Genomic DNA, 23,106 nt, shown 5'->3' with positions numbered 1-23,106 from the left:
GAAATCAACTCGACAACGATTTTTTGTAACACTTTGCGCTGCAACAACGACAGGACAGCTCAGGCATTGAAAAATAAGGGGTTTTATACGAACCGGTCGGCGATCGAGATGCGTGGCGGCTTGAGCGGTCCGTCATCGTCCATGCCGTTCTGGTCCAGCCAGCGCTCCGACGCGACGGCGAGATGGCGATAGAGCGCAGCGCACAGCTGCCGCGCCGCCGTGCCCGGCCAGTCCTCCGGCAGGACCGCTGCCGGCAGGCTGGGATCGCGCAGCACGATGCGGCGGTACTCGTAGACCATCAGCACCCGCGCCGTGATGGCGCCCAGGTCGGATGGGTGCAGGCCCTGCTCGAGCGCGGCCAGCAGCGGGCTGAAGTCGGCTATGAAATGGCGATAGTGGTCGGCGAGGACGGCGAGCGGCCAGGCTCGCTCGGCCAGTGCGCGCATGTCTGCCGGTGATCCCTGTGCCAGAAGCCTTGGTTCCTCGCCTGCAATGTCCGGGACGGTCCAGCCGGAAGGCGCGATCCAGGTGCCCGGCACCGGCGCGCCGTATCCGGCCTGCTCGAGCGCCTTGCGCAGGACGTCCCGGTCCGGACCGGGTGCCGGCATCAGCACGGTGAAATGACCGTCCCAGTCGGCGACCTTGGGATTGTAGATGCGGTTGGCGGCCTCGAAGAACGTCTCGCGTCCCTTTGCGTCGAGCCGGTAGAAGCTGTTGCGGCCGACCTTGTTGCGCTCCAACCAGCCGTCCGCCGCAAGCCGCGACATGGCGGTTCGCACGACGCCGTCACTAATGTCGAGCCCTCTGAAGAACGCATTGAGCGTACCGAGCCAGACCGAATCGCCACGCGGCAGGAGAGCGTCGCCGTAGAAGGTGATGATGATCGACCAGGTGCGCGATGGCTGCGACTGCAGCCGGTCTAGCACCTGCGACAGCGCCTGCCGCAGGGCGGCGGAATCCGGCGGCTGTTTCCTGGTCTGTGTCGTCATCGCCGACCGATCTGGCTGACCTTGCCGTCTGAAGCTTCGGGCCGGGCAACCTGCGGCGCGCCGGTCAGGATCAGGGTCGTGACCATGTCGGCATACGCCTCGCGCGTCAGGCCCTTGCCTTCGCGGAACCACAGGTAGTGCCAGTTGAGCATCCCGAACATCGACATGGTCAACGGCTTCAGAAGCGGTCCCCCGCCGATATCCGGCAGCGCCTCGGCCAGCGCGTCGGACAGGAAGACGACGAGCTGGCGCTCCATCGCAAGCAGAACTTCGCGCCGGTCGTCGGAGAGAAGCTTCAGATTGGCGATCTGCACCTGATGCTCCGCATCGGCGTCGCGATAGGCATCAAGCAATGCCATCGCGATCGCCCGAACCCGCAGTCTCGGCTCCGTGGTCGAGGCGGAGGCCTGCCCCATCACCTCGACCAGTTCCTGCAGGTGATCGTTCAGGATGTCGAAGAGCAGCGCTTCCTTGTCCGGGTAGTAGTGGTAGAGCAGCGCCTTCGACACGCCGCAGGCCTCCGCGATCATGTTGATCGAGGTGCCGGGAAAGCCAAAACGGGCGAACAACTCCGCCGAGCGCTGCAAGATCGCCAGACGCTTGGTGTCGTAGTCCTGGGCGCGGGTACGGGCCATGTGCACAAGTCCAATCGCTTGCCTTCGCCGGGGCCGACTCGCCAGCGCGGCGAAAAATTGTCCGAACGGTCTAACAATCGCACCGGGCGGCGTAAAGTCGGCCTCGCGCGCCGTCACCCGGGGACAACCCGGAAATCCGGGCGGAAATTATTGATTGACCAATCGGTCGGTTAATCATAACCTGACTTTCGCAAATTGCAAACTGGCCCTGTCGCGCCTCGTCGGGCGCTCGCCGAACCTGGATACTTTGGGAGGAGTTCCGATCATGACCTTCACGTCGACCCGTCGCGCGATTCTCGGCACCGTCGCTGCTTCAGCGCTGCTTGCCGCAGGCGTCGCCCCGGTTGCCGCAGCCGACCCGATCAAGATCGGCTCCGTCGTGTCCGCCACCGGTTCCACCGCCTTTCTCGGCGACCCCGAAGCCAAGACGCTCAAGCTCGTTGCCGACCAGATCAACGCCAAGGGCGGCATTCTCGGCCGGCCGATCGAATTGATCCTCTATGACGACGGCGGCGACGCCAACAAGGCGCTCACCTTCGCCACCCGCTTGGTCGAGGACGACGGCGTCGTCGCCATGGTCGGCGGTACCTCGACGGGCGCAACGATGGCGATGATCCCGGTGTTCGAGGATGCGGAAATCCCGTTCATCTCGCTTGCCGGCGCGATCGAGATCATCGATCCGGTCAATCCTTTCGTCTTCAAGACGCCGCATACCGACAAGACGGCCTGCATGAAGATTTTCGAGGACATGAAGGCGCGCAGCCTGACGAAGATCGGCATGATCTCCGGCACTGACGGCTTCGGCAAGTCGATGCGCAACCAGTGCATGAACGTGATCGGCGACTACGGCATAGAGGTGCTGGTCGACGAGAGCTATGGCCCGACCGACGCCGACATGACGCCGCAGCTAAACAAGATCAAGAATACCGAAGGCGTCCAGGCCGTCATCAATCCGGGCTTCGGCCAGGGCCCGGCGATCGTCACGCGCAACTACGCCCAACTCGGCCTTACCGTTCCGCTCTACCAGTCGCACGGTGTCGCCTCGAAGAGTTTCATCGAACTGGCCGGCAAGGCGGCAGAAGGCGTGCGCCTGCCCGCGCCTGCGCTCCTGATCGCCGACAAGCTCGCCGACGACGACAAGCAGAAGCCGGTCGTCACCGCCTACAAGCAGGCCTACGAGGCCGCCACGGGCCAGCCGGTCTCCACCTTCGGCGGCTACGCCTATGATGGTCTTTCACTGCTGGCAGCGGCGATCGAGAAGGCGGGCTCCGACGATCCGGCGGCGATCCGCGACGCGATCGAGGCGACGAACGGCTATGTCGGCGTCACCGGCATCTACACGATGTCGGCCGAAGACCACCTGGGCCTGGGCACCGAATCGTTCCGCCTGCTGCGGATCGAGAACGGTGACTGGGTGCCGGAGACGGCCGCGCAGTAAGTCGCGTCCCATTGCAATCTTCGACGAGCGGGTAACCGGGCCATGAGCGAATTCCTGCAGCTGTTGATATCCGGGTTGACCGTGGGCGCCGTCTACGCGCTCGTCGCCCTCGGCTTCACGCTGATCTACAACGCCTCCGACGTGATCAACTTCGCTCAGGGCGACTTTGTCATGATCGGTGGCATGGGAACGGTGTTTCTCATGGCCGCCGGCTTGTCGCTGCCGATCGCGGCGCTCATCGCCGTACTCGGCGCCGTCATTGTCGGCTTGCTGCTGCACCGCCTTGCGATCGAGCCGGCCCGTGGTGCCTCGCCAGTCACCCTCATCATGATCACGATCGGCGCCTCGATCTTCATCAAGGGCGTGGCGCAGATCGTCTTCGACAAGCAGTTCCACACGCTGCCCGCCTTCTCCGGTGCCGACCCGATCAACATCGGCGGTGCCGCCATCTTGCCGCAGAGCCTCTGGGTGCTTACCGGCGCGGTCGTGCTGTTCGTCGCGCTCTACCTTTTCCTGACGCGCACGCTGACGGGCAAGGCGCTGATCGCGACCGCCGCCAACCGCCTCGCCGCCCGCCTCGTCGGCATCAACGTCCGCGTCATGCTCGGCCTTGCCTTCGGACTGTCGGCCGCGATGGGGGCGCTTGCCGGCATCCTCGTCGCACCGATCACGCTGACGCGCTACGACATCGGCACGATCTTCGCGCTCAAGGGCTTTGCCGCGGCCATGGTCGGCGGCATGGGCTCGCCGCAGGGCGCGCTTGTCGGTGGACTTTTGATCGGCATCCTGGAGTCCTTCGGCGCCGGCTACATCAGCTCGGCCTACAAGGATGCCGTCGCCTTCCTTGCCATCCTCGTCGTGCTGTTCTTTATGCCGCGCGGTCTGTTCGGCTCGAAGAGCGTGGAGCGTGTCTGATGTCGAAGTCGCTGCTCAATAGCCGCTTCCTGCCGCTTGTCGTACTTGCGGTCATCGTCGCGATCGTCCCCCTCGTCGCGCCGTCCGGCTTCTATCTGCGCGTCGCGGCTCTCGTCTGGACCTTTTCGCTCGCCGCGATGGGCCTGACGATCCTGATGGGCTATGCCGGGCAGGTCAGCCTCGGCCACGCCGGCTTTCTCGGCATCGGCGCCTATTCGGTGGCACTCGGCCCCGAATATCTCGGCCTGCATCCGCTCGTCTCGCTCGTGCTTGGCGCTGCTCTTGCCGGCCTGATCGCCTGGCTGGTCGGCAAGCCGATCCTGAAGCTGAAGGGCTACTATCTGGCGATCGCCACGCTCGGCTTCGGCATGATCGTCTCGCTGGTCATCACCGGCGAAAGCGATTTCACCGGCGGTCCGGACGGCATGAAGGTCGCGCGGGCGACACTGTTTGGGCTGAAGCTATCCGGGGCGTCCACCTGGTACTGGGTCACCGCCGGCGTCATGCTCGTCGGCGCGGCGATCGCGCTGAACATCGGTGCAAGCCCAACGGGCCGCGCCCTGCGCGCCCTCCATGACAGCGAGGTCGCCGCGTCCGCCACCGGCATCGACGTCGCCTCGAAGAAGCTCAACGCCTTCGTGCTCGCTGCGATTTACGGCGCGGTTGCCGGCGGCCTGATCGGGCTGATGAACGGCCTTGTGACCCCCGACGTCGCCGGCTTCATGAACTCGATCGAACTCGTCGCCATGGTCATCATCGGCGGCCTCGGTTCCGTCTTCGGTGCGGTGGTCGGGGCTGCCTTCCTGGTGGTGCTGCCGCAGGCGCTGACGGCACTGCACGACTACGAACAGATGGTACTCGGCCTCCTGATCATGGTCTTCATGATCTTCCTACCGGCCGGCATCGTGCCTGCATTGCGCAAGGTTTGGACGGAGCGTGCGGCATGAGCATTCTCCAGGTCGAAAACACCGGAATTTCCTTCGGCGGCCTCGTCGCGGTCGACAATGTCTCCTTCGCGGTCAAGCCGGGCGAGGTCTTCTCGATCATCGGGCCGAACGGCGCCGGCAAGACGACGCTGTTCAACATCGTCACCGGCGTCTACCAGGCCGACCGCGGCACCGTCATGCTGGACGGCGAGACGGTCAGCGGTGTCGCCCCCCATCTGCTCGTCAAGCGCGGAATGGTGCGCACCTTCCAGAACCTGCAGATCTTCTTCCGCATGACGGCGCTGGAAAACGTCATGGTCGGGTTCCACCTGACGGAGAAGACCTCGTTCCTTTCCGATTTGCTCGGCCTGCCGGGCGTGACCCGCCAGAACCGGGCCACGCGGGACGCGGCCATGGCGCTCCTCGAGCGCGTCGATCTTGCGCGTTACGCCGACATGTCGGCCGGCTCCCTGCCTTACGGTGCCCTGAAACGCCTAGAGATTGCCCGCGCGCTCGCCGCCGAGCCGAAGGTCCTTCTCCTCGACGAGCCGGCCGCCGGCTGCAACGCGGTCGAGAGCGAGGCGATCGACAGGCTGATCAGCGAGATCGCCGCGGGCGGCATCGCCGTCGTCCTGATCGAACACGACATGAAGCTCGTCATGCGCATTTCCCACCGCATTCTCGTGCTCGCCGAGGGCAAGCACCTGGCGGAGGGAACGCCCGAGGCGGTGCGCAACGACCCGGCGGTGATCGCCGCCTATCTCGGCGAACACGGTGCAAGGGAGGCGGATCGTGCTCAAGGTTGAGGGACTGAACTCCGACTACGGCCGCATCCGCGTGCTGCACGACGTCTCGCTGGACATCGGCAACGGCGAGGTGGTGGCGATCGTCGGCTCGAACGGTGCCGGCAAGACGACGCTGCTGCGCGCGCTTTCCGGCGTACAGCCGATCCTGTCGGGCCGTATCCAGCTGGCAGGCAAGGAGATCCAGAAGCTGCCGCCCCACGAGCGCGTCGCCCGGGGCCTCGTGCAGTCGCCGGAGGGACGGCAGATCTTCGGCCCGCTCAGCGTCGAGGACAATCTTCGCCTCGGCGCCTTCCGCCGCGGCCGTGACCGGACCGACGAGAGCCTCGCCGACGTCTATGCAATGTTCCCGATTCTCGCCGAGAAGCGCGCCCAGCCGGCTTCGGGCCTGTCGGGCGGCCAGCAGCAGATGCTGGCGATCGGGCGCGCCCTGATGGCCGAACCGGAGTTGCTGTTGCTGGACGAGCCCTCGCTTGGCCTGTCGCCGCTTCTGATCGACCAGATCCTGGCCGCCGTCACCAATCTAAAGGCGCGCGGTATGGCGATCCTGTTGGTCGAGCAGAACGCATCGGCCGCGCTGGCAATCGCCGACCGCGGCTATGTGCTGGAAACCGGCGAGGTGGTCGTTGCCGGCGCGGCGAGCGCGCTGCTGACCGATCCGAAGGTCATGGAAGCCTATCTGGGATTGTAGCGGATAGCGCGACCCGCATCCGGAGCGGAGTTGCGGTCTGTCATCGCGGCGGCGCGTGCCTCCGATCAGGCCGCGCTCCCGTTTGTCGCTATCGGTCTGCAGAAATCAGTAGAACACGTGGATGGGCCAAGCCGTGTGCTCCTGCCGCGCCTTCTGGGGAACGGCCGGCTTCAGCAGGTCCAGCAGGCTCATGCGGATCCTGGTCTCGGCCGGAGCTGGGTCCCGTTTGTCGGCGTCGCCGTCATCGGCTTGTCTCGGATTCGGCGACAGATAGCCGAGAGTCATTCCGCCCATATAGAACATGCATCCACCCCTGTCGTGCCCGACCGTTAACGGTCCGGCAACGACCATGGCAAAATCGTGGCGCGTGTCAATAGTCTATAGATTTGGTGGTCTAATCCGTTACGATCGACCGACGACCTTCTTTGCCGGTTCGTCCTCTTCGACCAGGCCGGCCACGCCGGGCGCGGCGACGAACTGTTCCAGCGTCATCGTGTCGAGGATGGCGGCGATGGCATCACGCACTTCCGTCATCGAGCGGCGCACCTGGCAGGTCTCGGGGTCGGCGCAATCGTCGCAGGCCTCGTAGGCCGTACGGCTGGCGCAGCGGATCGGCGCCAGTGGCCCGTCGAGGACGCGGATGGCGTGGCCAATGCGGATTGCCGACGCCGGCTGTGACAGCGCATAACCACCGCCCGGCCCTTTCTTGGACCGAAGGATGCCGGCATTGCGCAGTTCGAGCAGGATGGTGTCGAGAAACTTCTTCGGAATGTTGTTGCGCAGCGCGATCTCGCTGACGAACGCGGTCTCGCCGGGTGCAAGCCGCGCCAGGTCGACCAGAGCCTTCAGCCCGTACTTGCCCTTTTTCGTCAGCATGCCCGCCTGCTTTCTGCCTGCAAATCGACATTCGCCGGGTCGCGCACCAGGCGCACCCGCTTCCAGGAATTCACCCGTGTGTTCGGGGGATGATCGTCAGCCACCCATCACGGATGATTCCGACGCATTTTAGGCGCCAAGTGCTAAAAACGTATAAAAAATATGTATTTTATCGCAACTGCTTATGCAAGCCGACGAGTGTAAGGATAGCCGCTCCCTGCCCGGTTTGCACGGAGCGCTGCCAAATGCAACCCGGCGGGCCGATCAGCCCCGCGCGGCCTCGTCACGCATCGCATCCGCCAGGTGCCGGCGGCGAAGTTCGGCCTGGACCTCGTCCTGGAAATCCAGCACCTGCAGGCGCATTTCCGCCTCGGCGCAGCCAAGCGCCAGCAATTCGTCGGCAAGCTTGCGGCATTCCGTGCGCCAGTACCGCTGGGCCGCTTCGCCATGCAGAGCCTCCAACTCGGCAGCACAGCGCCGGACGATCCCCGTCCGCCGGGCCATCGGAAACGGCACTGGGCCAGTGCGCGATGTCAGGCCGATGTTTACAGATGCTGCGGTCATGTATGCTGTCCCCTCATGTGCGGTAGGTCCTGCATACGGGGCGCATGGTTAACGTCAGGTTTCCGGTCCGGTTGTGCTGTGCCGAAGCGGCTTGATGCAGCTACGACAGAGTTGCCTACAGCAGGGCGGTGGGGACGTTGGTGGCGCCGCTATCCTTGACCGCCTGCATGACCACGAAGGTCGAGGTGTTGGCGACGTTCGGCAGACTGGAGATCTTTTCGCCCAGCACCTCGCGATATTTGCGGATGTCGGAGGTCCGCACCTTGAGCAGATAGTCGAAGGAGCCGGCGATCATGTGGCATTCCTCGACCTCTTGGATGCGGCGCACGGCGTTGTTGAAGGCCTCCAGCGCCTTTTCGCGCGTGTCCGACAGCTTCACCTCGGCAAAGGCGATGTGGTCGAGGCCGAGCTTGCGCAGGTTGATTTCGGCATGGAAGCCGAGGATGAAGCCCTCGTCGATCAGCCGCTTCAGACGCGCCTGGCAGGGAGTCTTTGACAATCCCACCCGCTTGGACAACTCTGTCACCGAGAGCCGGCCGTCCTGGCTGAGGACGTCGAGGATGCGAATGTCGAACTGATCCAAATCGTCGGTAGTTTGCGTCTTTGCCATTCATTCAGCCTTTCAAGTCGTCGATAAATAGATCGATCGGCCTAATTGAAGCGAAAATCAAGTCAACATGGTTTCAGCTTCGGTGCTACCATCCGGATGCTGCGCAATGTCACCATCCGGTGCGGGGCGCGGCCAGGCCGGACGACCGGCTGAAACGACCAATCACCGACGAGCGCGCCACGATGATCAAGACCTCCTCCTCTCCGGAAACCGCCGGCTCCGCCGGTGAACGTCGCCCCTTTGCCGATTTTGCCCCGCCGATCCGCGAGCAGGGTCCGCTGCGCCAGGCGATCACCGCCGCCTATCGCCTGCCCGAGGCCGAAGCGCTGGCGCCGCTGCTGGAAGCCGCTACGGTCACGCCTGAACAGCGCGCCTCCATTGCCGCCACCGCCGGCAAGCTGATCACCGCGCTGCGCGCCAAGCACAAGGGCACCGGCGTCGAGGGCCTGGTGCAGGAGTATTCGCTGTCGAGCCAGGAGGGCGTGGCGCTGATGTGTCTCGCCGAAGCGCTGCTGCGTATTCCGGATACCGCAACGCGCGACGCGCTGATTCGCGACAAGATCGCCGATGGTGACTGGAAGTCCCATATCGGCGGCGGCCGCTCGCTGTTCGTCAACGCCGCCACCTGGGGGCTTGTCGTCACCGGCAAGCTGACCGGCACCGTCAACGATCGCGGCTTGTCGGCAGCCCTGACCCGCCTCATCGCCCGCTGCGGCGAGCCGGTGATCCGCCGCGGCGTCGACATGGCGATGCGCATGATGGGCGAGCAATTCGTTACCGGCGAGACGATCGACGAGGCCGTCAACCGCGCCCGCGCGCTGGAACAGAAGGGCTTCCGTTATTCCTACGACATGCTGGGCGAGGCCGCGACGACCGCTGCCGATGCAGAGCGCTACTATCGCGATTATGAAAACGCCATCCATGCGATCGGTCGGGCTTCGGCTGGCCGCGGCATCTATGAGGGGCCGGGCATCTCCATCAAGCTGTCCGCTCTGCATCCGCGCTATTCGCGCGCCCAGGTCGAGCGGGTCATGGACGAGCTCCTGCCCAAGGTGAAGGCGCTGGCGCTGCTGTCGAAGACCTACAACATCGGTCTCAATATCGACGCCGAAGAGGCCGACCGGCTGGAGCTGTCGCTCGACCTGCTTGAGAGCCTCTGCGTCGACCCGGATCTGGCCGGCTGGAACGGCGTCGGCTTCGTCGTGCAGGCCTATGGCAAGCGTTGCCCGTTCGTGCTCGACTTCATCATCGAGCTCGCCCGCCGCTCGAACCGCCGCATCATGGTGCGCCTCGTCAAGGGCGCCTATTGGGACGCGGAGATCAAGCGCGCGCAGGTCGATGGGCTGGCGGAGTTCCCCGTCTACACCCGCAAGATTCACACCGACGTCTCTTACATCGCCTGTGCCAAGAAGCTCCTGGCGGCGACCGACGCGGTGTTCCCGCAGTTTGCCACCCACAACGCCCAGACGCTGGCGACGATCTACCATCTTGCCGGCCCGGATTTTTCCGTCGGCAAGTACGAGTTCCAGTGCCTGCACGGCATGGGCGAACCGCTCTATGACGAGGTTGTCGGCAGCGGCAACCTGAACCGTCCCTGCCGCATCTATGCGCCGGTCGGTACTCACGAGACGCTGCTGGCCTATCTTGTCCGCCGCCTCCTGGAGAACGGCGCAAACTCCTCCTTCGTCAACCGCATCGCCGACCCGGCCGTGTCGATCGACGATCTGATCGCCGACCCGGCGGAGGTCGTTCGCTCGATGGCCGTCGTCGGCGCGCGCCATGACCAGATCGCGCTGCCTGCTAACCTTTACGGTGCGCGGCCGAACTCCGCCGGTTTTGACCTTTCCGACGAGACCGCCCTCGCCTCGCTCAGCGAAGCGCTCGAAGCCAGCGCGGCAATCGCCTGGAAGGCCGAGCCGCAGCTTGCCACGGGTGTTGCCGGCGGCGAGACGCGCCCCGTCCTCAACCCCGGCGATCTGGGCGATGTCGTTGGCCAGGTCACCGAAGCCACCGATGAAACCGCGCGTAAGGCCGTTGGCCTCGCAGCCGCTGCCGCGCCGCGCTGGGCCGCCGTTTCGCCGGCGGAGCGTGCCGCTTGCCTCGAGCGGGCCGCCGATGCGATGCAGGCGCGCATGCCGACGCTGCTCGGCCTGATCGTCCGCGAGGCGGGCAAGTCGCTGCCGAACGCCATTGCTGAAGTGCGCGAGGCGATCGACTTCCTGCGCTACTACGCCGACCAGGCACGCCGCACCCTCGGCCCGGCGCATGCGCCGCTCGGCCCGGTCGTCTGCATCAGCCCGTGGAACTTCCCTATGGCGATCTTCATCGGTCAGGTCGCCGCCGCCCTGGTCACCGGCAATCCGGTGCTCGCCAAGCCGGCCGAGGAAACGCCGCTGATCGCCGCCGAAGGCGTGCGCCTCCTGCATGAGGCCGGTGTTCCCGCCGAGGCGCTGCAGCTGTTGCCGGGTGACGGCCGCGTCGGCGCCGCGCTCGTTGGCGCACCGGAGACCGCCGGCGTCATGTTCACCGGCTCGACCGAGGTCGCCCGCCTGATCCAGGCGCAGCTCGCCGGTCGGCTTTCGGCCGATGGCCGGCCGATCCCGCTGATCGCCGAGACCGGCGGCCAGAACGCGATGATCGTCGATTCGTCCGCGCTCGCCGAACAGGTCGTCTTCGACGTGATCGCCTCCGCCTTCGACAGCGCCGGTCAGCGCTGCTCGGCACTGCGCGTGCTCTGCCTGCAGGACGACGTTGCCGACCGCACGCTGACAATGCTGAAGGGCGCGCTGCACGAGCTGAAGATCGGCCGCACCGACAAGCTGTCCGTCGACATCGGCCCGGTCATCACCGCCGAGGCCAAGGGCATCATCGAGGGGCACGTCGAAGGCATGCGCAGCAAGGGCCGCAAGGTCGAGCAGATCAGCCTCGATGCCGAGACGGCGAAGGGTACGTTCGTCCCGCCGACGATCATCGAGCTCGGCGGCATTTCGGAACTGAAGCGCGAGGTCTTCGGTCCGGTCCTGCACGTCATCCGCTACAAGCGCGACGACCTGGACCGGTTGCTCGACGACATCAACGCCACCGGCTATGGCCTGACCTTCGGTCTGCACACGCGCCTCGACGAGACGATCGCCCATGTGACGAGCCGGGTGAAGGTGGGCAATATCTATGTCAACCGCAACGTCATCGGCGCCATCGTCGGCGTCCAGCCCTTCGGCGGCCGCGGCCTGTCCGGCACCGGCCCGAAGGCCGGCGGCCCGCTCTATCTCGGCCGTCTGGTCAAGACTGCGCCGATCCCGCCGCAGCACAGCTCGGTGCACACCGACGCGGCCCTTTCGGACTTCGCCAAGTGGCTCGGCCAGCGCGGCATGAATGCGCAGGCGCAGGCCGCCCGCGATACCGGCAGCGCTTCGGCGCTGGGCCTCGACATCGAGCTGCCCGGCCCGGTCGGTGAGCGCAACCTCTATGCGCTGCATCCGCGCGGCCAGATCCTTCTGGTGCCGCAGACGGAAGCCGGTCTCTTCAGCCAGATCGTTGCAGCGCTTGCGACCGGCAACCGGGTCGTGATCGATGCGGCCTCCGGCCTGCAGGCATCGCTCAAGGATCTGCCGGCGAGCGTTGCCGGTCGCCTTGCCTGGTCGAACGACTGGGCCAAGAGTGGCCCCTTCGCCGGCGCGCTGGTGGAGGGCGACGGTGAGCGCGTCCGCGCCATCAACGAGAAGATCGCAACCTTGCCCGGCCCGCTGGTGCTGGTCCAGGCGGCGTCGACGGAGGCGCTTGCGGCGCAGAACGCGGATGCCTACTGCCTCAACTGGCTGTTGGAAGAGGTCTCCACCTCGATCAACACCACCGCCGCCGGTGGTAATGCCAGCCTGATGGCGATCGGCTGATCATGCGCTCCGGCCGGACTTGGGTCCGGGCCAGCGACCGGTGAAACACAAATGGCGGCTCCGAGAGGGGCCGCCATTTTCGTCGGTTCAATGAAATTTTCCGGGGGCGGTGAGCCTTGGCCCGACCGGGCGTTAAAGCTCGCCCGGCCGCAGCGGCGCATAGTCGGCGGCGTCGACCGCCGTCGGCCGCCCCTCGAGCTTCAACTCGCTGAAGCGGGGTGCCGAGCGGGCGATGACCTTGCCGCGCCGCATGACGACGAGGCGATTGGCCTTCAGCCGCAGTGCTTCCTGGGGATCGCGCGCCTGCAGGACGACGAGGTCAGCGTTGCAGCCCTTTTCGAGTCCATAGCGCTTAAGCCCCATCGTCTTGGCCGAGTTGACGGTCAGCGCGTCAAAGATCTTCCGCTTGTCCTCGATGCCGGCCATCTGCGCGACGTGGATCGCCATGTGGCCGACCTCCAGCATGTCTCCGGAGCCCATCGAGTACCACGGGTCCATCACGCAGTCGTGGCCGAAGGAGACGTTGAGGCCGGCCTCCATCAGTTCGCGCACGCGCGTCATGCCGCGGCGCTTGGGGTAGGTGTCGTGCCGGCCCTGCAGCATGATGTTGATCAGCGGGTTCGGGATGACATTGATCTCGGCCTCCGCCATCAGCGGAATGAGCTTGGAGACGTAGTAGTTGTCCATCGAGTGCATCGAGGTCAGGTGCGAGCCGGCGACGCGGCCCTGCAACCCGTAGCGCACCGTCTCGGCGGCGAGCGTCTCGATGTGGCGCGACATCGGATCGTCGGTCTCGTCGCAGTGCATGTCGACCGGCAGGCCGCGGTCGGCGGCGATCTTGCAGAGTGCGGACACCGACGCCGCGCCGTCGGCCATGGTGCGCTCGAAATGCGGGATGCCGCCGACGATGTCGAGGCCCATGTCGAGCGCACGGTTCAAGGAGTCGACCCCGCCCTCGGCCCGGTAGTAGCCGTCCTGCGGGAAGGCGACGAGCTGCAGGTCGATATAGGGGGCGACCTTCTCGCGCACCTCGATCAGCGCCTCGGCGGTGACGAGTGCCGGATCGCTCGTGTCGACATGGCTGCGGATGGCGAGCAGGCCCTGGCTCACGGCGAGATCACAGTAGCGCAGGGCGCGCTCCACCAGCGCCTCACGCGTCAGCGTCGGGCGCAGTTCGGCCCAAAGCGCTATGCCCTCGAGCAGCGTGCCGGAGACGTTCATGCGCGGCAGGCCGAGCGAGAGCGTCGCATCCATGTGGAAATGCGGGTCGACGAAAGGCGGCGTCACCAGCCGCCCGCTCGCCTCGATCACCTCGCCGGCCTCTGCCTCGATCCTCGGCCCGACGTCGACGATCTTGTCGCCCTTGATTGCAATGTCGATGCCCTCGCGACCGTCGGGGAGATTGGCATTCTTGATCAGCACGTCGAACATGGGGCACCTGTATAAATGGACGGAGGAAGACTCGCTGTGAGCTATCGGGAGGTTGTCGATTCGGCCCGGCCGGAAATTCTGAGCTTGTCGAAGCTCCAGTGATTCGCGGAGGCCAATTGAACATTCACAAGAATGCCCGTTTGACGCCGTTGCGTCGAGAGGAGATGGCGGCGCCGTTGTTGAAGGCGCCATTCCAAAGCCCATGCGGCGCAAACCTGGGGTGTGACACACCAATTTCCCGGGCAAGGCGCCGCATCGTCTGGCGCGATGTTGGCGAGATCCGGAAAGGTTTGCACCACCAGCCTTGGCAGAATGAAAACCTCGATCGCCACCGGCGGCGTAGTTCGGTCGGAAAACGTCTTCTCGACGTCCAACACGCCGCGATGGCCGCCAGTGCTCGAGCGATCCTTGGGCTGACCCGGCTTACAGGACGTCGACAGCCTTCCCGAAACGCACCCGCTTTCCATCATCGAGAACCAGGTCGACCGTCAGCGACGAATTCCTGCTGACGATCGCCTCGATATCCGACTGTCCCACAAGACTGGCCGCCGTCGAGAAGGCATCCGCCGTCGTCGCGTCGGGAGCGATCACCGTCACGCGGCGATAGCGGGGCGGCATGGCGCCGCGGCGCGGGTCGAGGATATGACCGAAACGACCGGCCCGATCGAAATGGAAGCCGGCGGCGCTCGAGGTCGCAACCGCCTTGTCGATCACGCCGAGCACGGTGTCGGGCCGCGCGCCCGCTTCCGTATCGGCAAGCCCGATGCGCCAGGCGCTGCCGTCTGCCGTCGCGCCGATGGCGCGGTTTTCCCCCATGCTGACAAGGCTGCTCGTGATGCCCCCGGCGCGCAACAGGGCCACCACGCGATCGGTGACATAGCCTTGCGCGATGCCATTCAGCGTCAGCGCCATGTTCGGGCGCGCGAAAGCGATCCGGTCACGGCTGAAGCGAACGGCCTCGAACCCTGTCCGTGCCTGCGCCTCCTTGAGGTCCTGCCGCGACGGACCAGCCGCGGCGGCCGCGGGCGAAGAGAAGTGCCGGGCGTAAAGCGCCCACAGCGGCTGGATGGTCGGATCGAAAACGCCGTCGGTCGCTTCCCAGGCCGTCCGGCAGGCGCCCAGAACCTCAACCAGTTCTGGCGGCGGCACGGCCAGGCCGCCAACCCTGTTCAACTCGTTGAGGGCGGAGGCTTCCCGATAGAGGCTGAAGATGGATTCCAGCCTGTCCACTTCGCTGACGACGCGGCCGATCAGCCGTTCGGCAGCACTTCGGTCGGGATGGTTGATGATCAGCGTTGCCGGTGCGCCGAGCGCCTGACCCTTCCAGATGACCGGTTCCACCGCGGCCTTGGCGAGGCCGGAAACGGATAGCAGCGGCAGGCCGCCGACCGCGGCGATGATCGTGATTGCCCGACGCCGGGAGATCAACTCAGCCATGGTCCTGCCCATCCGTGCCTGTTGTTTCATCGGCGGCGCCGGCGTCCTCCGGAGAAGCCTCGGCGCCGGATCCGAGGATATAGTCGTGCGGCATCTCCTCGAAGCGCACCACGCGGCCGCCGTGCGTGCCCGCGAAGGCGCGGGCATCGGCTTCACTGGAGAAGGGCACCGCCTCCTCCGTGCCCATCCCGCCTCGCCGCGAGCTGCCGATCACGAAGAATGCCGTCTTCGCGTCGATCCAGTTCTCCGCGCCCGGCTCCTCCCAGTTCGGAGCCTTGCCCATGTCCGAGACATAGATTGCCGCGATATCGCGAGGCTCCTCGGGCAACATGGTGAATGCGAGCGTATCGCGCGCCGAGGAAAACCAGATGGCCTCCGGAACCTGCTGCAGGATGATCTGCCCCTTCGGGCCGGGATGCTCGAGCACGTTCATGCCGCAATAGCGACCCATCGCATCCTCCGTCAGGGCGAACGGAGGCGGGGCGACCACTTCGTCCTGCTTGTTGCAGGATGCCAGGAAAAGTGCGGCGCCCAGGACAGCGCACAGGACAGAAGGCTTCATACTTCCCTCCTCGAAAAGACGATGTTCGCCCAGCCGAGCGGCACGGCGATCCAGGCGATCAGTGCCCCGATCAAAATCGGAGCCGACAGGCCGGTATGGCCGGCGATCCCGCCCATGCCGGACAGGGCTGCGGTGCTGCCGGAGCCGAGGTTGAGCAGACGATAGGCGTCGGTCGGGTTGGCGACCAGCAACAGATCGAGGAGCAGCGCCGGAACCGCATGGCCCTGGGCCGCCACCAGCCCGCCCAGCAGAGCCATGTCGTAGATGAGGACGAAAAACAGCCAGATGCCGATGGCGATTCCGCCGGCCGTGCTGCGCTCGCGGGCAAGCGTGCTGGTGAGATAGCCGATCGCAAGGAACACCGCCCCGAGCAGGACCGAGGACGCGACCATAAAGAGAAACGCGCGCCAGCTTTCGACGCTGTTCTCAGAGCCGGTCACCGTCAGTGCCGCAGCGGCCGCGCCGTACCCGAACAGGGTGGCAAAGGCGAGGATCGCCAGATGGCCGAGGAACTTTCCGAACACCACCTCGCTGCGGCCGAGCGGATAGCTCAAGAGCAGCAACAGCGTCCCGCGTTCGGCCTCACCGACAATCGCGTCGTGCGAAAGCAGCAGCGCAATCAGGGGCACCAGGAAGATCGTCAGGCTCGAAAGGCTGACGATGACGATGTCGAGGCGGTTGACGCCGACGTTGCCGGTCGGCGCACTGCCGAGAAACGACAGCGTCAGCGCCAGCGTCGCCAGAAGCAGCGTGGTGGCAAGGACCCAGCGATTGCGCAGGCCTTCCTGGATTTCCTTGCGGGCAACGATCAGGACGTTCATCGGCTCATCTCCTGGCCGTCGAGAAAGTGGGCATAGAGATCGTCGAGCGTCGGCTCGGTGATGGTCAGACCGGTAAGCGGTGACGGCGGCACGGTGATGTCACCAAGCAGTGCAATCTTGTCTTCCGGCGCGACGTCGGCCTCGAAGGTCCCGTTTGCCGCCGGCTTCCAGCGGCCGTTGCCCTGGGCCCAGGCCGGGACCGGCGCGTCCTTGGCGAGCTTGACGCTGATCCGGGTCGGCAGCCGCGCAATCCGCCGCAGATCGTCCAGTGTGCCGTCGGCGATCTTGATGCCCTTGTTGAGGATGATCACCCGATCCGCCCTGTCTTCAAGCTCGGTTAGCGCGTGTGAGGACAGGAGCACCGTCGTCCCACGCCTGCGAAGGTCGGTGATCAGGTCGTAGAAGCTGCGCCGCAAGGCCGGATCGAGCCCGCTTGTCGGTTCGTCGAGCAGCAGGACGCGCGGCTCGCCGAGCAACGCCTGGGCAAGGCCCAGCCGCTGGCGCATGCCCTTCGAGTAGGTCCGCACCGGGCGGGCGGCCGCCTGCGGCGCCAATCCGACCCGCTCGAACAGCGCGTCGGTGGAGGCGATATCGACGCGTTTCAGCCGGGCGTAGAAGGCCAGCGTTTCCCGCCCCGTCAGGGCCATGTGAAAGGACACGCTTTCGGGCAGGTAGCCGAGACGCTTGCGCGCCATGACATCGCCTTTGCCGGGGTCCTCGCCGAGCATGCGAACGCTGCCGGTGGTGGGGCGGATGAGGCCGAGCATCATTTTGATGAGCGTCGTCTTGCCGGCTCCGTTATGGCCGACGAGCGCAACGGTCTCGCCCCCCTCGAGCGTCAGGGCGACATCGCGCACCGCATCGACCTTGCCATAGCGCTTGGACACGCCCTCGATATTCACGGTTGCCGTCACGGCTTTGCGCTCCTGTCTGCAATCGGTGCCATCAGCGGGTGGGTGTCGACGACGCCCCCCGGCAGTAGCGCCGGAAACTGGGACTGTGCCCAACGGATGACCTGGACGGCCGGGCTGGTCGTGAGCAACTTCGCCTGTGGCGCGGTCCAGAGCACCCGATCGATCAGATCGTTTGGACGATAGGGATTGTCGCCGATGCCGTCGCCGTTGAGGTCGAAGGCGGGATTGTCACTCCAGTAGTTGCCGCGGCCGTCGCTCGACCAGTCGACAAAGCGGGTGCCGACGTATTTGACCTGGTTGCGATTGTCGATGAAGGCATTGCCGCTCAATCTGTTGCCTTCCGACCCGGCGGTGAAGTGGATGCCGATGTTACACCCCTCGAAGCGGTTGTCGAAAAAGCGATTGCGGTTGGCATTGTAGATGAAGACGCATTTCTCCGGGCCGAGGCGCTCGCCCTGGTCCGCAGCAACCTCACCGGCGTCTTGTTTCGGCATGCCGTGTTCGCCGGTCTGCACGCCGGCCGACAACCAGCGATCGATGGGTTGCATGCGCCCCATGACCCTGTTGTCCCGGATTTCCGAACTGTTGGCGGCATTAAGAAGCAGGCCGTGATCGCGGTCGCCGTCGGACACGTTGCCGATGATCTTCAGCCGATTCGAATACATGATCGCATAGCCGACAGAGTTGCCGGTCGAGACGTTGTCCCTGATCTCGCTGTCGTTCGTATACATGTAGTGGATGGCGAAGCGCAGATTACGGAAGTGGTTACCGCTGAAGACGTTCCGCTTGCTGGCAGTGGTGGCGATCCCATCCCTGCCGAAGCTGATGTCGTTGTCCTGCACCTTGGCGCCGGGTGCATTCCATATCGTCACGCCGCTGCCGGCTTCGCTCAGCCGACCACTCTGGAGGCCGACGATGCGGTTGCGTCGGGCAATCGAATCCACCGCGCCGTAGAGATAGATTCCGGACAGGTTATCGGTCACCGTGTTGTCTTCGATGACGGCGCCCGTCGCGGTCTGGGCGGCGTAGATACCGGAATCGCGGGCGGGCAGTTCGCGGCCTGATCCGCTGACCGCAAGCCCGCGCACAGTGACACCCTCCGCCTCGATCCTTATGACGCTCCCACGACCATTGCCGCGGACAGCTGCCCCTGGCTTCCCGACAAGCGTCAGTGGCTTGTCGATGACGACCGGCCCGGCATGGTTGCCCGGCTCGAGCGTGAGCACATCGCCTGGCATCGCCGCATCGATGGCCTGCTGCAGCGGCCGGCCATCAACCGGCGCCACGGAAAGGGTGGCGGCCACCGCCACGGCTGGAAGGGCGGCCAGAACGGCCGCCATCCCTGCTGTCTTTGTGAAGTGAGCCGACATCACGCCGACTTGGGCTCGACGAACATGCGGCCCTTCATTTCCATGTGCATGGCGTGGCAGAACCACGAGCAGTAGTACCACCATACGCCAGGCCGGTTGGCCTTGAAGGTGACCGATGCGGTCGCCTGCGGGCCGATTTCCATGTTTACGCCGTAATTGATGATGGCGAAGCCGTGGGTGAGGTCTTCCACCTCGTCGATGTTGGTGATGTATACGGTCACCTCGTCGCCCTGTTTGACAGTGAAGTCCTCCAGGCCGAAGGCCGGCGCTGCCGACGTCATGTAGACCCGGACCTTGTCGCCGTCGCGAATGACCTCGCTGTCCAGCATCAGATCGATGCCATCCGCCTTGGCTTGGGCGACGGCATCGGCGAAGAACGGATCGTCACGGTTCCAGACATGGACCGGGTTGATCTTCGAGGCATGCACGATCGTGGCGTCATGCGGTTCGGCAAAGGACGGGCCGTCGTGCACGATAACCATCTCGTCGCCGGAAATGTCGATGAGCTGGTCGTTCTCCGGCTTCAGCGGGCCGACGTTGAGATAGCGGTCCTTGGAGAACTTGTTGAGCGAGACGAGCCACTTGCCGTCGGCTTCCTTGGTCTGCCCCATCGACGTGTGGTTGTGGCCCGGCTGGTAGTGGACGTCGAGCTTCTGGCGGATCGGATCGACCTTCTCGCCGGCAAAGGCGCGCTTGGCGTCCTCGATGTTCCATTTGCAGACCTGGCTGTCGATGAACAGCGTCGTGTAGGCATTGCCCTTGCCGTCATAGGCGGTGTGCAACGGTCCGAGGCCGAGTTCGGGTTCGGCAACGACGGTGTCGCGCGGCTTGATCTTGTCGTCGAACAGATCGTCGAACTTGCGCACGTCGAACACGGTGACCGTCGGCGACAGCTTGCCGTTGGCGACGACGTGGATGCCGTCCGGCGCCGTGTTCATGCCGTGCGGGCTGTTGGAGACCGGAACGTAGCGGGTGTAGGGAGAACCCTTGCGTCCGTCGATGACCGGCACGCCGCCCATTTCCTTGAAGTCCCCCTTGGCGACCGCTTCCTCGATCCGCTTCAGGTTGAAGATGACGACCCAGTCCTGCTCGCTGCCCATCATCTCGGCGAGGTTGACTCCTTCTTCAGAGTTGTAGCAGGTCGCGAACGCATATTTGCCCTGGTAATCGCAGTCGACGTTGTCGAGGTTGCCGTCGACCATGACCTGCCAGGCCACCTTCATGGTTTCGCCGTCCACAGCGGTGAAGATGGCGTGGTACTGCTTATGATCGTTGAGGATCTTGCCGTCGTTCGGGATCGGAACCCGGTCTTCGCCGTTGCAGAACACGTAGCCGGTCTTCGGGTACTTCTGCACGCGCAGGCCGTGCACCGTGTGCTGGTTCGGCAGCTGGATGATCTTGTCGCACTTCATCACGTCGAGACGAATGCGGCAGACGCGCGTGTTGGCCTTGTCGTTGGCAAAGAGATAGCGGCCGTCATAGGTGCCGTCGGTGAAGGACGGATGCGGATGGTGCAGGTCGCCGTTCAGGTAGATGCCGCCCTGGTCGCTGAGGAACTCGACGGTTTCCGGCAGTAGGCCTTCGGTGAGGATCTTGCGGCTTTCATTGGTCTGCCCCCAGCCGGTCGCGCTGCAGCGGTTGAAGACCGGAATACGCATCAGCTCGCGCATCGAGGGGAGCCCGACGATACGGACCTCGCCGGTCTGACCGCTGGAAAAGAAGGTGTAGTATTCGTCCAGCTCGCCGGGCTTGACTTCATAGCTGTGATCGTCGGCATCCTGGGCGGCTGCCGATGTCGCCGATCCTGCCGTCAGGCTGATGGCGCCCCCGACGGTTGCCGCGCCCGCTGCGGCGGCGAAAGCGGCCGACCCCAGCATCTGGCGCCGATTGAGGCTTATCCGATTCTCTTGGTCTGACATGGTATCCTCTCCTTAGTTGGTTGACGGTGCTGGATTGTCCACTTGTGGATCTGCTTTCTTGATCGGCGTCCCCTTGTGGGTAACGACGGTCTTGGCCGGCGCGTCGCCGCGCGACGCCGGTGTCGACAGCGCCATGAACTTCTCCCGCTTCAGCCGCACCTGGATCATGTGCGGACAGCGATGGTCGTCGTGGTAGAGCTCCTGGCAATGCATGCAGTAGATGCATTCGTTGACGTTGATCTGGCCCTCGGGATGGATCGACTGCACCGGGCATTCCTTGGCGCATCGCTGGCAAGGCGAGCCGCATTCGGGCCAGCGCTTCAGCCATTCGAACATCCGGATGCGCCCCGGGATGGCGAGTGCGGCGCCGAGTGGGCAGAGGTAGCGGCAGTAGAAGCGCTCGATGAACAGTCCCGCCGACAGGACCGTCAGGGCGAAGATCACGAACGGCCATTCGCGGGCGAACTTGAGGATGATCGCGGTCTTGAACGGTTCGACTTCGGCGAAGACCTCGGCAAGCGCCACCGAATAGAGCGACAGGCCGAACAGGGCGAGAAAGATTATATACTTGATCGGCCACAGCCGTTCATGCAGCCCCCAGGGGAGGCGCACCTGCGGGACCTTCAGCCACTGGGCGACGTTGTTGGTCAGTTCCTGCAGCGCGCCGAACGGGCAGAGCCAACCGCAGAACGGACCGCGTCCCCAGAACAGGAGAGCGGCGGCGACCGCTGCCCACAGGATGAAGATCAGTGGTGCCGACAGGAAGAACTCCCAGTTGAAACCGGTGATCAGCGAATTCATGAAGGTCAGGACGTTGACCACCGACAGCTGCGCGTTGGCGTACCAGCCGAGCCACACGAGGGTGAACAGCAGAAAGCCGCGCCGGATCCAGGCAAACATCACCGGACGCTTCACCAGCCAATCCTGGAAGAAGAAGATGCCGGTCAGCACGAGCAGCGCGACGACGGTGACGCCGATCTTGATGCGGTTCATGTCCCACATCCTGAGCCAAAGCGGCTGGCCGTCGGCGATCTGTTGATCCGTCAGCAGGTCGCCGGCCGGCGGGACCGGCGGTGCGGCGGGCGCGGCCGCCGGCGCAGGCGGCGGGCTTTCGATCGTCACATAGGCATCGGGAAGCGTGTAGCCCAGATTGTAGGTGAGGATGGACTTGTCGCGGCCTTCGGCACTGCGCTGGACCAGCATCTGCAACTCGAACGGCTGCAGGACGTCGAAGGCAAATTCGGTGGGGACGACGTAAAGGGCGATCTCGCGCAGGCGCGGCGCTCCGTCGGCTGCGAGCGAGGGAATGCGGGTATGGTCGCGGTCGCGGAAGCGAAGGCCCTGGCCGTTCTGCAGCAGTTCGATGCGATCGAAGATCCCGCCGCGGACATAGCCGGATCCCTTGAACGAATAGGCGCCATCGCCAGCGACCAGGATGGCGGCTTGCCCCGGCTTCAGCCTCTCTGCCAGACGCTCATAGGCGGCATCGCCGAGCAATGTCCGGCCAATCGCCGGCACGCTGACCGGCGCGAGATAAAGGTCGATGAAGCGATCTTCGGGGTGCTTGGTTTCCGGCTTGCCGGCGGCAATCGTCTCGCCCGCCTGACGGAACGCGTCGGACACCTCGCCCACCGTCATCCGGAGGCTGCGAATTGATCCATCGCCGAGCAGGGTCTGCCAGTCGCTGGTCTCGGTTTTCGCCAGGTTGAGCTTGCGGACCTCCGCGACGGCCGCGGCCACCGGCGTGCCTTGTGCATTCAGGCGACTGCTGCGGATCAGCTGGACCGCCGATCGTGCCACGCTGTCGCCCATCACCAGCACGGTGACGGTCGCGCCGCTGACAATGTCGACCTGCGGCGGACGCTCGGCGCCAGCGGCAACGCGCCCCATGTCCTTGCCGATGAGGGCGTTCAGGGAGGCGACGACCTTTTCCTCCGGTATGCCGATCAGGACGATCGGCTCCTTGTGGTCGACCATCTTGAAGCCGCGGATGACGCCCTGGGCGTCAATGCCGACGACGATATGGATCGGCTTGCCGGAATAGCCGATCGAACTGGTGAAGTCGGAATTCAGATAGGCATAGCCGAGCACGTCATCGCCGCGCAGGACCGGCACGATCGGCGGATCGCCGCTCGGCTCGCCAAAGCGGTCGGCGCCCTGGAACAGTTCGCTCGGCTGGACCTTTTCGAGGAAGGTACCAAGCTGTCCGCCTGCAAAACTGGGAAATGCCAGTGCAAGAACGATCAGAAATGACCAAATCAAAACTGTTGCAATATTGCGGCGCGGCAAAGAGATACGGGTATCTGACATAGGCT

20 protein-coding genes are annotated in these 23,106 nt (G+C 64.9%); 6 read left to right on the top strand and 14 right to left on the bottom strand.

The genetic code is table 11. The annotated features are described in order from the left end of the window. Positions 1-83 precede the first annotated feature (83 nt). Positions 84-989, bottom strand: coding sequence for a phenylacetic acid degradation operon negative regulatory protein PaaX (gene paaX / locus AC1DDS_RS06635; protein ID WP_477478152.1), 906 nt, complete (start codon positions 987-989; stop codon positions 84-86). Next, entirely contained in the window at positions 986-1,624 is a 639-nt protein-coding gene (locus AC1DDS_RS06630; protein WP_477478151.1) for a TetR/AcrR family transcriptional regulator, read from the bottom strand. The genes paaX and AC1DDS_RS06630 overlap by 4 nt, the downstream gene beginning before the upstream one ends. Before the next feature lie 265 nt (positions 1,625-1,889). Between AC1DDS_RS06630 and AC1DDS_RS06625 the strand changes: the two genes are divergently transcribed. The 5 genes from AC1DDS_RS06625 to AC1DDS_RS06605 are packed head-to-tail and all read left to right on the top strand — an operon-like array spanning position 1,890 to position 6,397. Then, positions 1,890-3,062 carry an ABC transporter substrate-binding protein gene (locus AC1DDS_RS06625; protein ID WP_477478150.1) on the top strand — a complete coding sequence of 391 codons (1,173 nt, stop codon included), beginning with the start codon at positions 1,890-1,892 and terminating at the stop codon, positions 3,060-3,062. A gap of 42 nt (positions 3,063-3,104) precedes the next feature. Then, positions 3,105-3,977 carry a branched-chain amino acid ABC transporter permease gene (locus tag AC1DDS_RS06620; RefSeq protein WP_477478149.1) on the top strand — a complete coding sequence of 291 codons (873 nt, stop codon included), beginning with the start codon at positions 3,105-3,107 and terminating at the stop codon, positions 3,975-3,977. After that, on the top strand, positions 3,977-4,924 hold the full coding sequence (locus AC1DDS_RS06615) for a branched-chain amino acid ABC transporter permease (RefSeq protein ID WP_477478148.1): 948 nt from the start codon (positions 3,977-3,979) through the stop codon (positions 4,922-4,924). Before AC1DDS_RS06620 ends, AC1DDS_RS06615 begins: the two co-directional genes overlap by 1 nt. Continuing rightward, positions 4,921-5,709, top strand: a complete 789-nt coding sequence (locus AC1DDS_RS06610; RefSeq protein WP_477478147.1) for an ABC transporter ATP-binding protein — start codon at positions 4,921-4,923, stop codon at positions 5,707-5,709. The genes AC1DDS_RS06615 and AC1DDS_RS06610 overlap by 4 nt, the downstream gene beginning before the upstream one ends. Then, entirely contained in the window at positions 5,696-6,397 is a 702-nt protein-coding gene (locus tag AC1DDS_RS06605) for an ABC transporter ATP-binding protein (protein WP_477478146.1), read from the top strand. The genes AC1DDS_RS06610 and AC1DDS_RS06605 overlap by 14 nt, the downstream gene beginning before the upstream one ends. A 105-nt stretch (positions 6,398-6,502) precedes the next feature. On the opposite strand, the gene AC1DDS_RS06600 is transcribed toward AC1DDS_RS06605, so the two are convergent. The 4 genes from AC1DDS_RS06600 to AC1DDS_RS06585 form a co-directional block, all read right to left on the bottom strand. Beyond that, a complete protein-coding gene (locus tag AC1DDS_RS06600) occupies positions 6,503-6,700 on the bottom strand; it encodes a hypothetical protein (RefSeq protein WP_477478145.1) in 198 nt (65 codons plus the stop codon). Between the two features lie 99 nt (positions 6,701-6,799). Continuing rightward, complete coding sequence (locus AC1DDS_RS06595) at positions 6,800-7,273, bottom strand: RrF2 family transcriptional regulator (protein ID WP_477478144.1); 474 nt, start codon at positions 7,271-7,273, stop codon at positions 6,800-6,802. A 264-nt stretch (positions 7,274-7,537) separates the two neighbouring features. After that, positions 7,538-7,837 (bottom strand): DUF6074 family protein, encoded by a 300-nt coding sequence (locus AC1DDS_RS06590; RefSeq protein WP_477478143.1) that lies wholly within the window; start codon positions 7,835-7,837, stop codon positions 7,538-7,540. A gap of 115 nt (positions 7,838-7,952) precedes the next feature. Then, the gene (locus AC1DDS_RS06585; RefSeq protein WP_477478142.1) at positions 7,953-8,447 is read right to left on the bottom strand and encodes an Lrp/AsnC family transcriptional regulator; all 495 of its coding nucleotides are present in this window, start codon (positions 8,445-8,447) and stop codon (positions 7,953-7,955) included. Positions 8,448-8,629: 182 nt separating this feature from the next. Here AC1DDS_RS06585 and putA point away from each other — a divergent pair, with 182 nt between their 5' ends. Beyond that, on the top strand, positions 8,630-12,337 hold the full coding sequence (putA, locus tag AC1DDS_RS06580; protein ID WP_477478141.1) for a trifunctional transcriptional regulator/proline dehydrogenase/L-glutamate gamma-semialdehyde dehydrogenase: 3,708 nt from the start codon (positions 8,630-8,632) through the stop codon (positions 12,335-12,337). Positions 12,338-12,469: 132 nt separating this feature from the next. Here the strand turns inward: putA and AC1DDS_RS06575 are convergent, their stop codons facing one another. From AC1DDS_RS06575 to AC1DDS_RS06540, 8 genes are all read right to left on the bottom strand, one after another. Then, positions 12,470-13,768, bottom strand: a complete 1,299-nt coding sequence (locus AC1DDS_RS06575) for an amidohydrolase family protein (protein WP_477478140.1) — start codon at positions 13,766-13,768, stop codon at positions 12,470-12,472. 423 nt (positions 13,769-14,191) lie between these two features. After that, complete coding sequence (locus AC1DDS_RS06570) at positions 14,192-15,205, bottom strand: FAD:protein FMN transferase (RefSeq protein ID WP_477478139.1); 1,014 nt, start codon at positions 15,203-15,205, stop codon at positions 14,192-14,194. Then, positions 15,198-15,767: a nitrous oxide reductase accessory protein NosL gene (locus AC1DDS_RS06565; protein WP_477478138.1), complete on the bottom strand. Its 570-nt coding sequence runs from the start codon at positions 15,765-15,767 to the stop codon at positions 15,198-15,200. Before AC1DDS_RS06565 ends, AC1DDS_RS06570 begins: the two co-directional genes overlap by 8 nt. Beyond that, positions 15,764-16,588, bottom strand: coding sequence for an ABC transporter permease (locus tag AC1DDS_RS06560; protein WP_477478137.1), 825 nt, complete (start codon positions 16,586-16,588; stop codon positions 15,764-15,766). The genes AC1DDS_RS06565 and AC1DDS_RS06560 overlap by 4 nt, the downstream gene beginning before the upstream one ends. Continuing rightward, positions 16,585-17,502 (bottom strand): ABC transporter ATP-binding protein, encoded by a 918-nt coding sequence (locus tag AC1DDS_RS06555; RefSeq protein WP_477478136.1) that lies wholly within the window; start codon positions 17,500-17,502, stop codon positions 16,585-16,587. The genes AC1DDS_RS06560 and AC1DDS_RS06555 overlap by 4 nt, the downstream gene beginning before the upstream one ends. After that, positions 17,499-18,842, bottom strand: coding sequence for a nitrous oxide reductase family maturation protein NosD (locus tag AC1DDS_RS06550; RefSeq protein ID WP_477478135.1), 1,344 nt, complete (start codon positions 18,840-18,842; stop codon positions 17,499-17,501). The genes AC1DDS_RS06555 and AC1DDS_RS06550 overlap by 4 nt, the downstream gene beginning before the upstream one ends. Before the next feature lie 29 nt (positions 18,843-18,871). After that, positions 18,872-20,791 carry a TAT-dependent nitrous-oxide reductase gene (gene nosZ / locus AC1DDS_RS06545; protein WP_477478134.1) on the bottom strand — a complete coding sequence of 640 codons (1,920 nt, stop codon included), beginning with the start codon at positions 20,789-20,791 and terminating at the stop codon, positions 18,872-18,874. Positions 20,792-20,803: 12 nt separating this feature from the next. Beyond that, positions 20,804-23,101 (bottom strand): 4Fe-4S binding protein, encoded by a 2,298-nt coding sequence (locus tag AC1DDS_RS06540; RefSeq protein WP_477478133.1) that lies wholly within the window; start codon positions 23,099-23,101, stop codon positions 20,804-20,806. Between the last annotated feature and the right edge of the window lie 5 nt (positions 23,102-23,106).

The sequence above is a fragment of the Mycoplana sp. 10N416 genome (genome assembly GCF_056394765.1).
The sequence above is the reverse complement of the archived record's forward strand: the minus strand, read 5'-3'. Positions and strand labels throughout refer to the sequence as shown.

Bases quoted from the DNA above. Each gene is read 5' to 3' on its own strand.
- AC1DDS_RS06550 (WP_477478135.1), bottom strand. From the start codon at position 18,842: ATGGCGGCCGTTCTGGCCGCCCTTCCAGCCGTGGCGGTGGCCGCCACC.
- nosZ (WP_477478134.1), bottom strand. From the start codon at position 20,791: ATGTCAGACCAAGAGAATCGGATAAGCCTCAATCGGCGCCAGATGCTG.
- AC1DDS_RS06575 (WP_477478140.1), bottom strand. From the start codon at position 13,768: ATGTTCGACGTGCTGATCAAGAATGCCAATCTCCCCGACGGTCGCGAG.
- AC1DDS_RS06600 (WP_477478145.1), bottom strand. From the start codon at position 6,700: ATGTTCTATATGGGCGGAATGACTCTCGGCTATCTGTCGCCGAATCCG.
- AC1DDS_RS06560 (WP_477478137.1), bottom strand. From the start codon at position 16,588: ATGAACGTCCTGATCGTTGCCCGCAAGGAAATCCAGGAAGGCCTGCGC.
- AC1DDS_RS06565 (WP_477478138.1), bottom strand. From the start codon at position 15,767: ATGAAGCCTTCTGTCCTGTGCGCTGTCCTGGGCGCCGCACTTTTCCTG.
- AC1DDS_RS06585 (WP_477478142.1), bottom strand. From the start codon at position 8,447: ATGGCAAAGACGCAAACTACCGACGATTTGGATCAGTTCGACATTCGC.
- AC1DDS_RS06595 (WP_477478144.1), bottom strand. From the start codon at position 7,273: ATGCTGACGAAAAAGGGCAAGTACGGGCTGAAGGCTCTGGTCGACCTG.
- AC1DDS_RS06620 (WP_477478149.1), top strand. From the start codon at position 3,105: ATGAGCGAATTCCTGCAGCTGTTGATATCCGGGTTGACCGTGGGCGCC.
- paaX (WP_477478152.1), bottom strand. From the start codon at position 989: ATGACGACACAGACCAGGAAACAGCCGCCGGATTCCGCCGCCCTGCGG.
- putA (WP_477478141.1), top strand. From the start codon at position 8,630: ATGATCAAGACCTCCTCCTCTCCGGAAACCGCCGGCTCCGCCGGTGAA.
- AC1DDS_RS06630 (WP_477478151.1), bottom strand. From the start codon at position 1,624: ATGGCCCGTACCCGCGCCCAGGACTACGACACCAAGCGTCTGGCGATC.
- AC1DDS_RS06570 (WP_477478139.1), bottom strand. From the start codon at position 15,205: ATGGCTGAGTTGATCTCCCGGCGTCGGGCAATCACGATCATCGCCGCG.
- AC1DDS_RS06590 (WP_477478143.1), bottom strand. From the start codon at position 7,837: ATGACCGCAGCATCTGTAAACATCGGCCTGACATCGCGCACTGGCCCA.
- AC1DDS_RS06610 (WP_477478147.1), top strand. From the start codon at position 4,921: ATGAGCATTCTCCAGGTCGAAAACACCGGAATTTCCTTCGGCGGCCTC.
- AC1DDS_RS06625 (WP_477478150.1), top strand. From the start codon at position 1,890: ATGACCTTCACGTCGACCCGTCGCGCGATTCTCGGCACCGTCGCTGCT.
- AC1DDS_RS06540 (WP_477478133.1), bottom strand. From the start codon at position 23,101: ATGTCAGATACCCGTATCTCTTTGCCGCGCCGCAATATTGCAACAGTT.
- AC1DDS_RS06615 (WP_477478148.1), top strand. From the start codon at position 3,977: ATGTCGAAGTCGCTGCTCAATAGCCGCTTCCTGCCGCTTGTCGTACTT.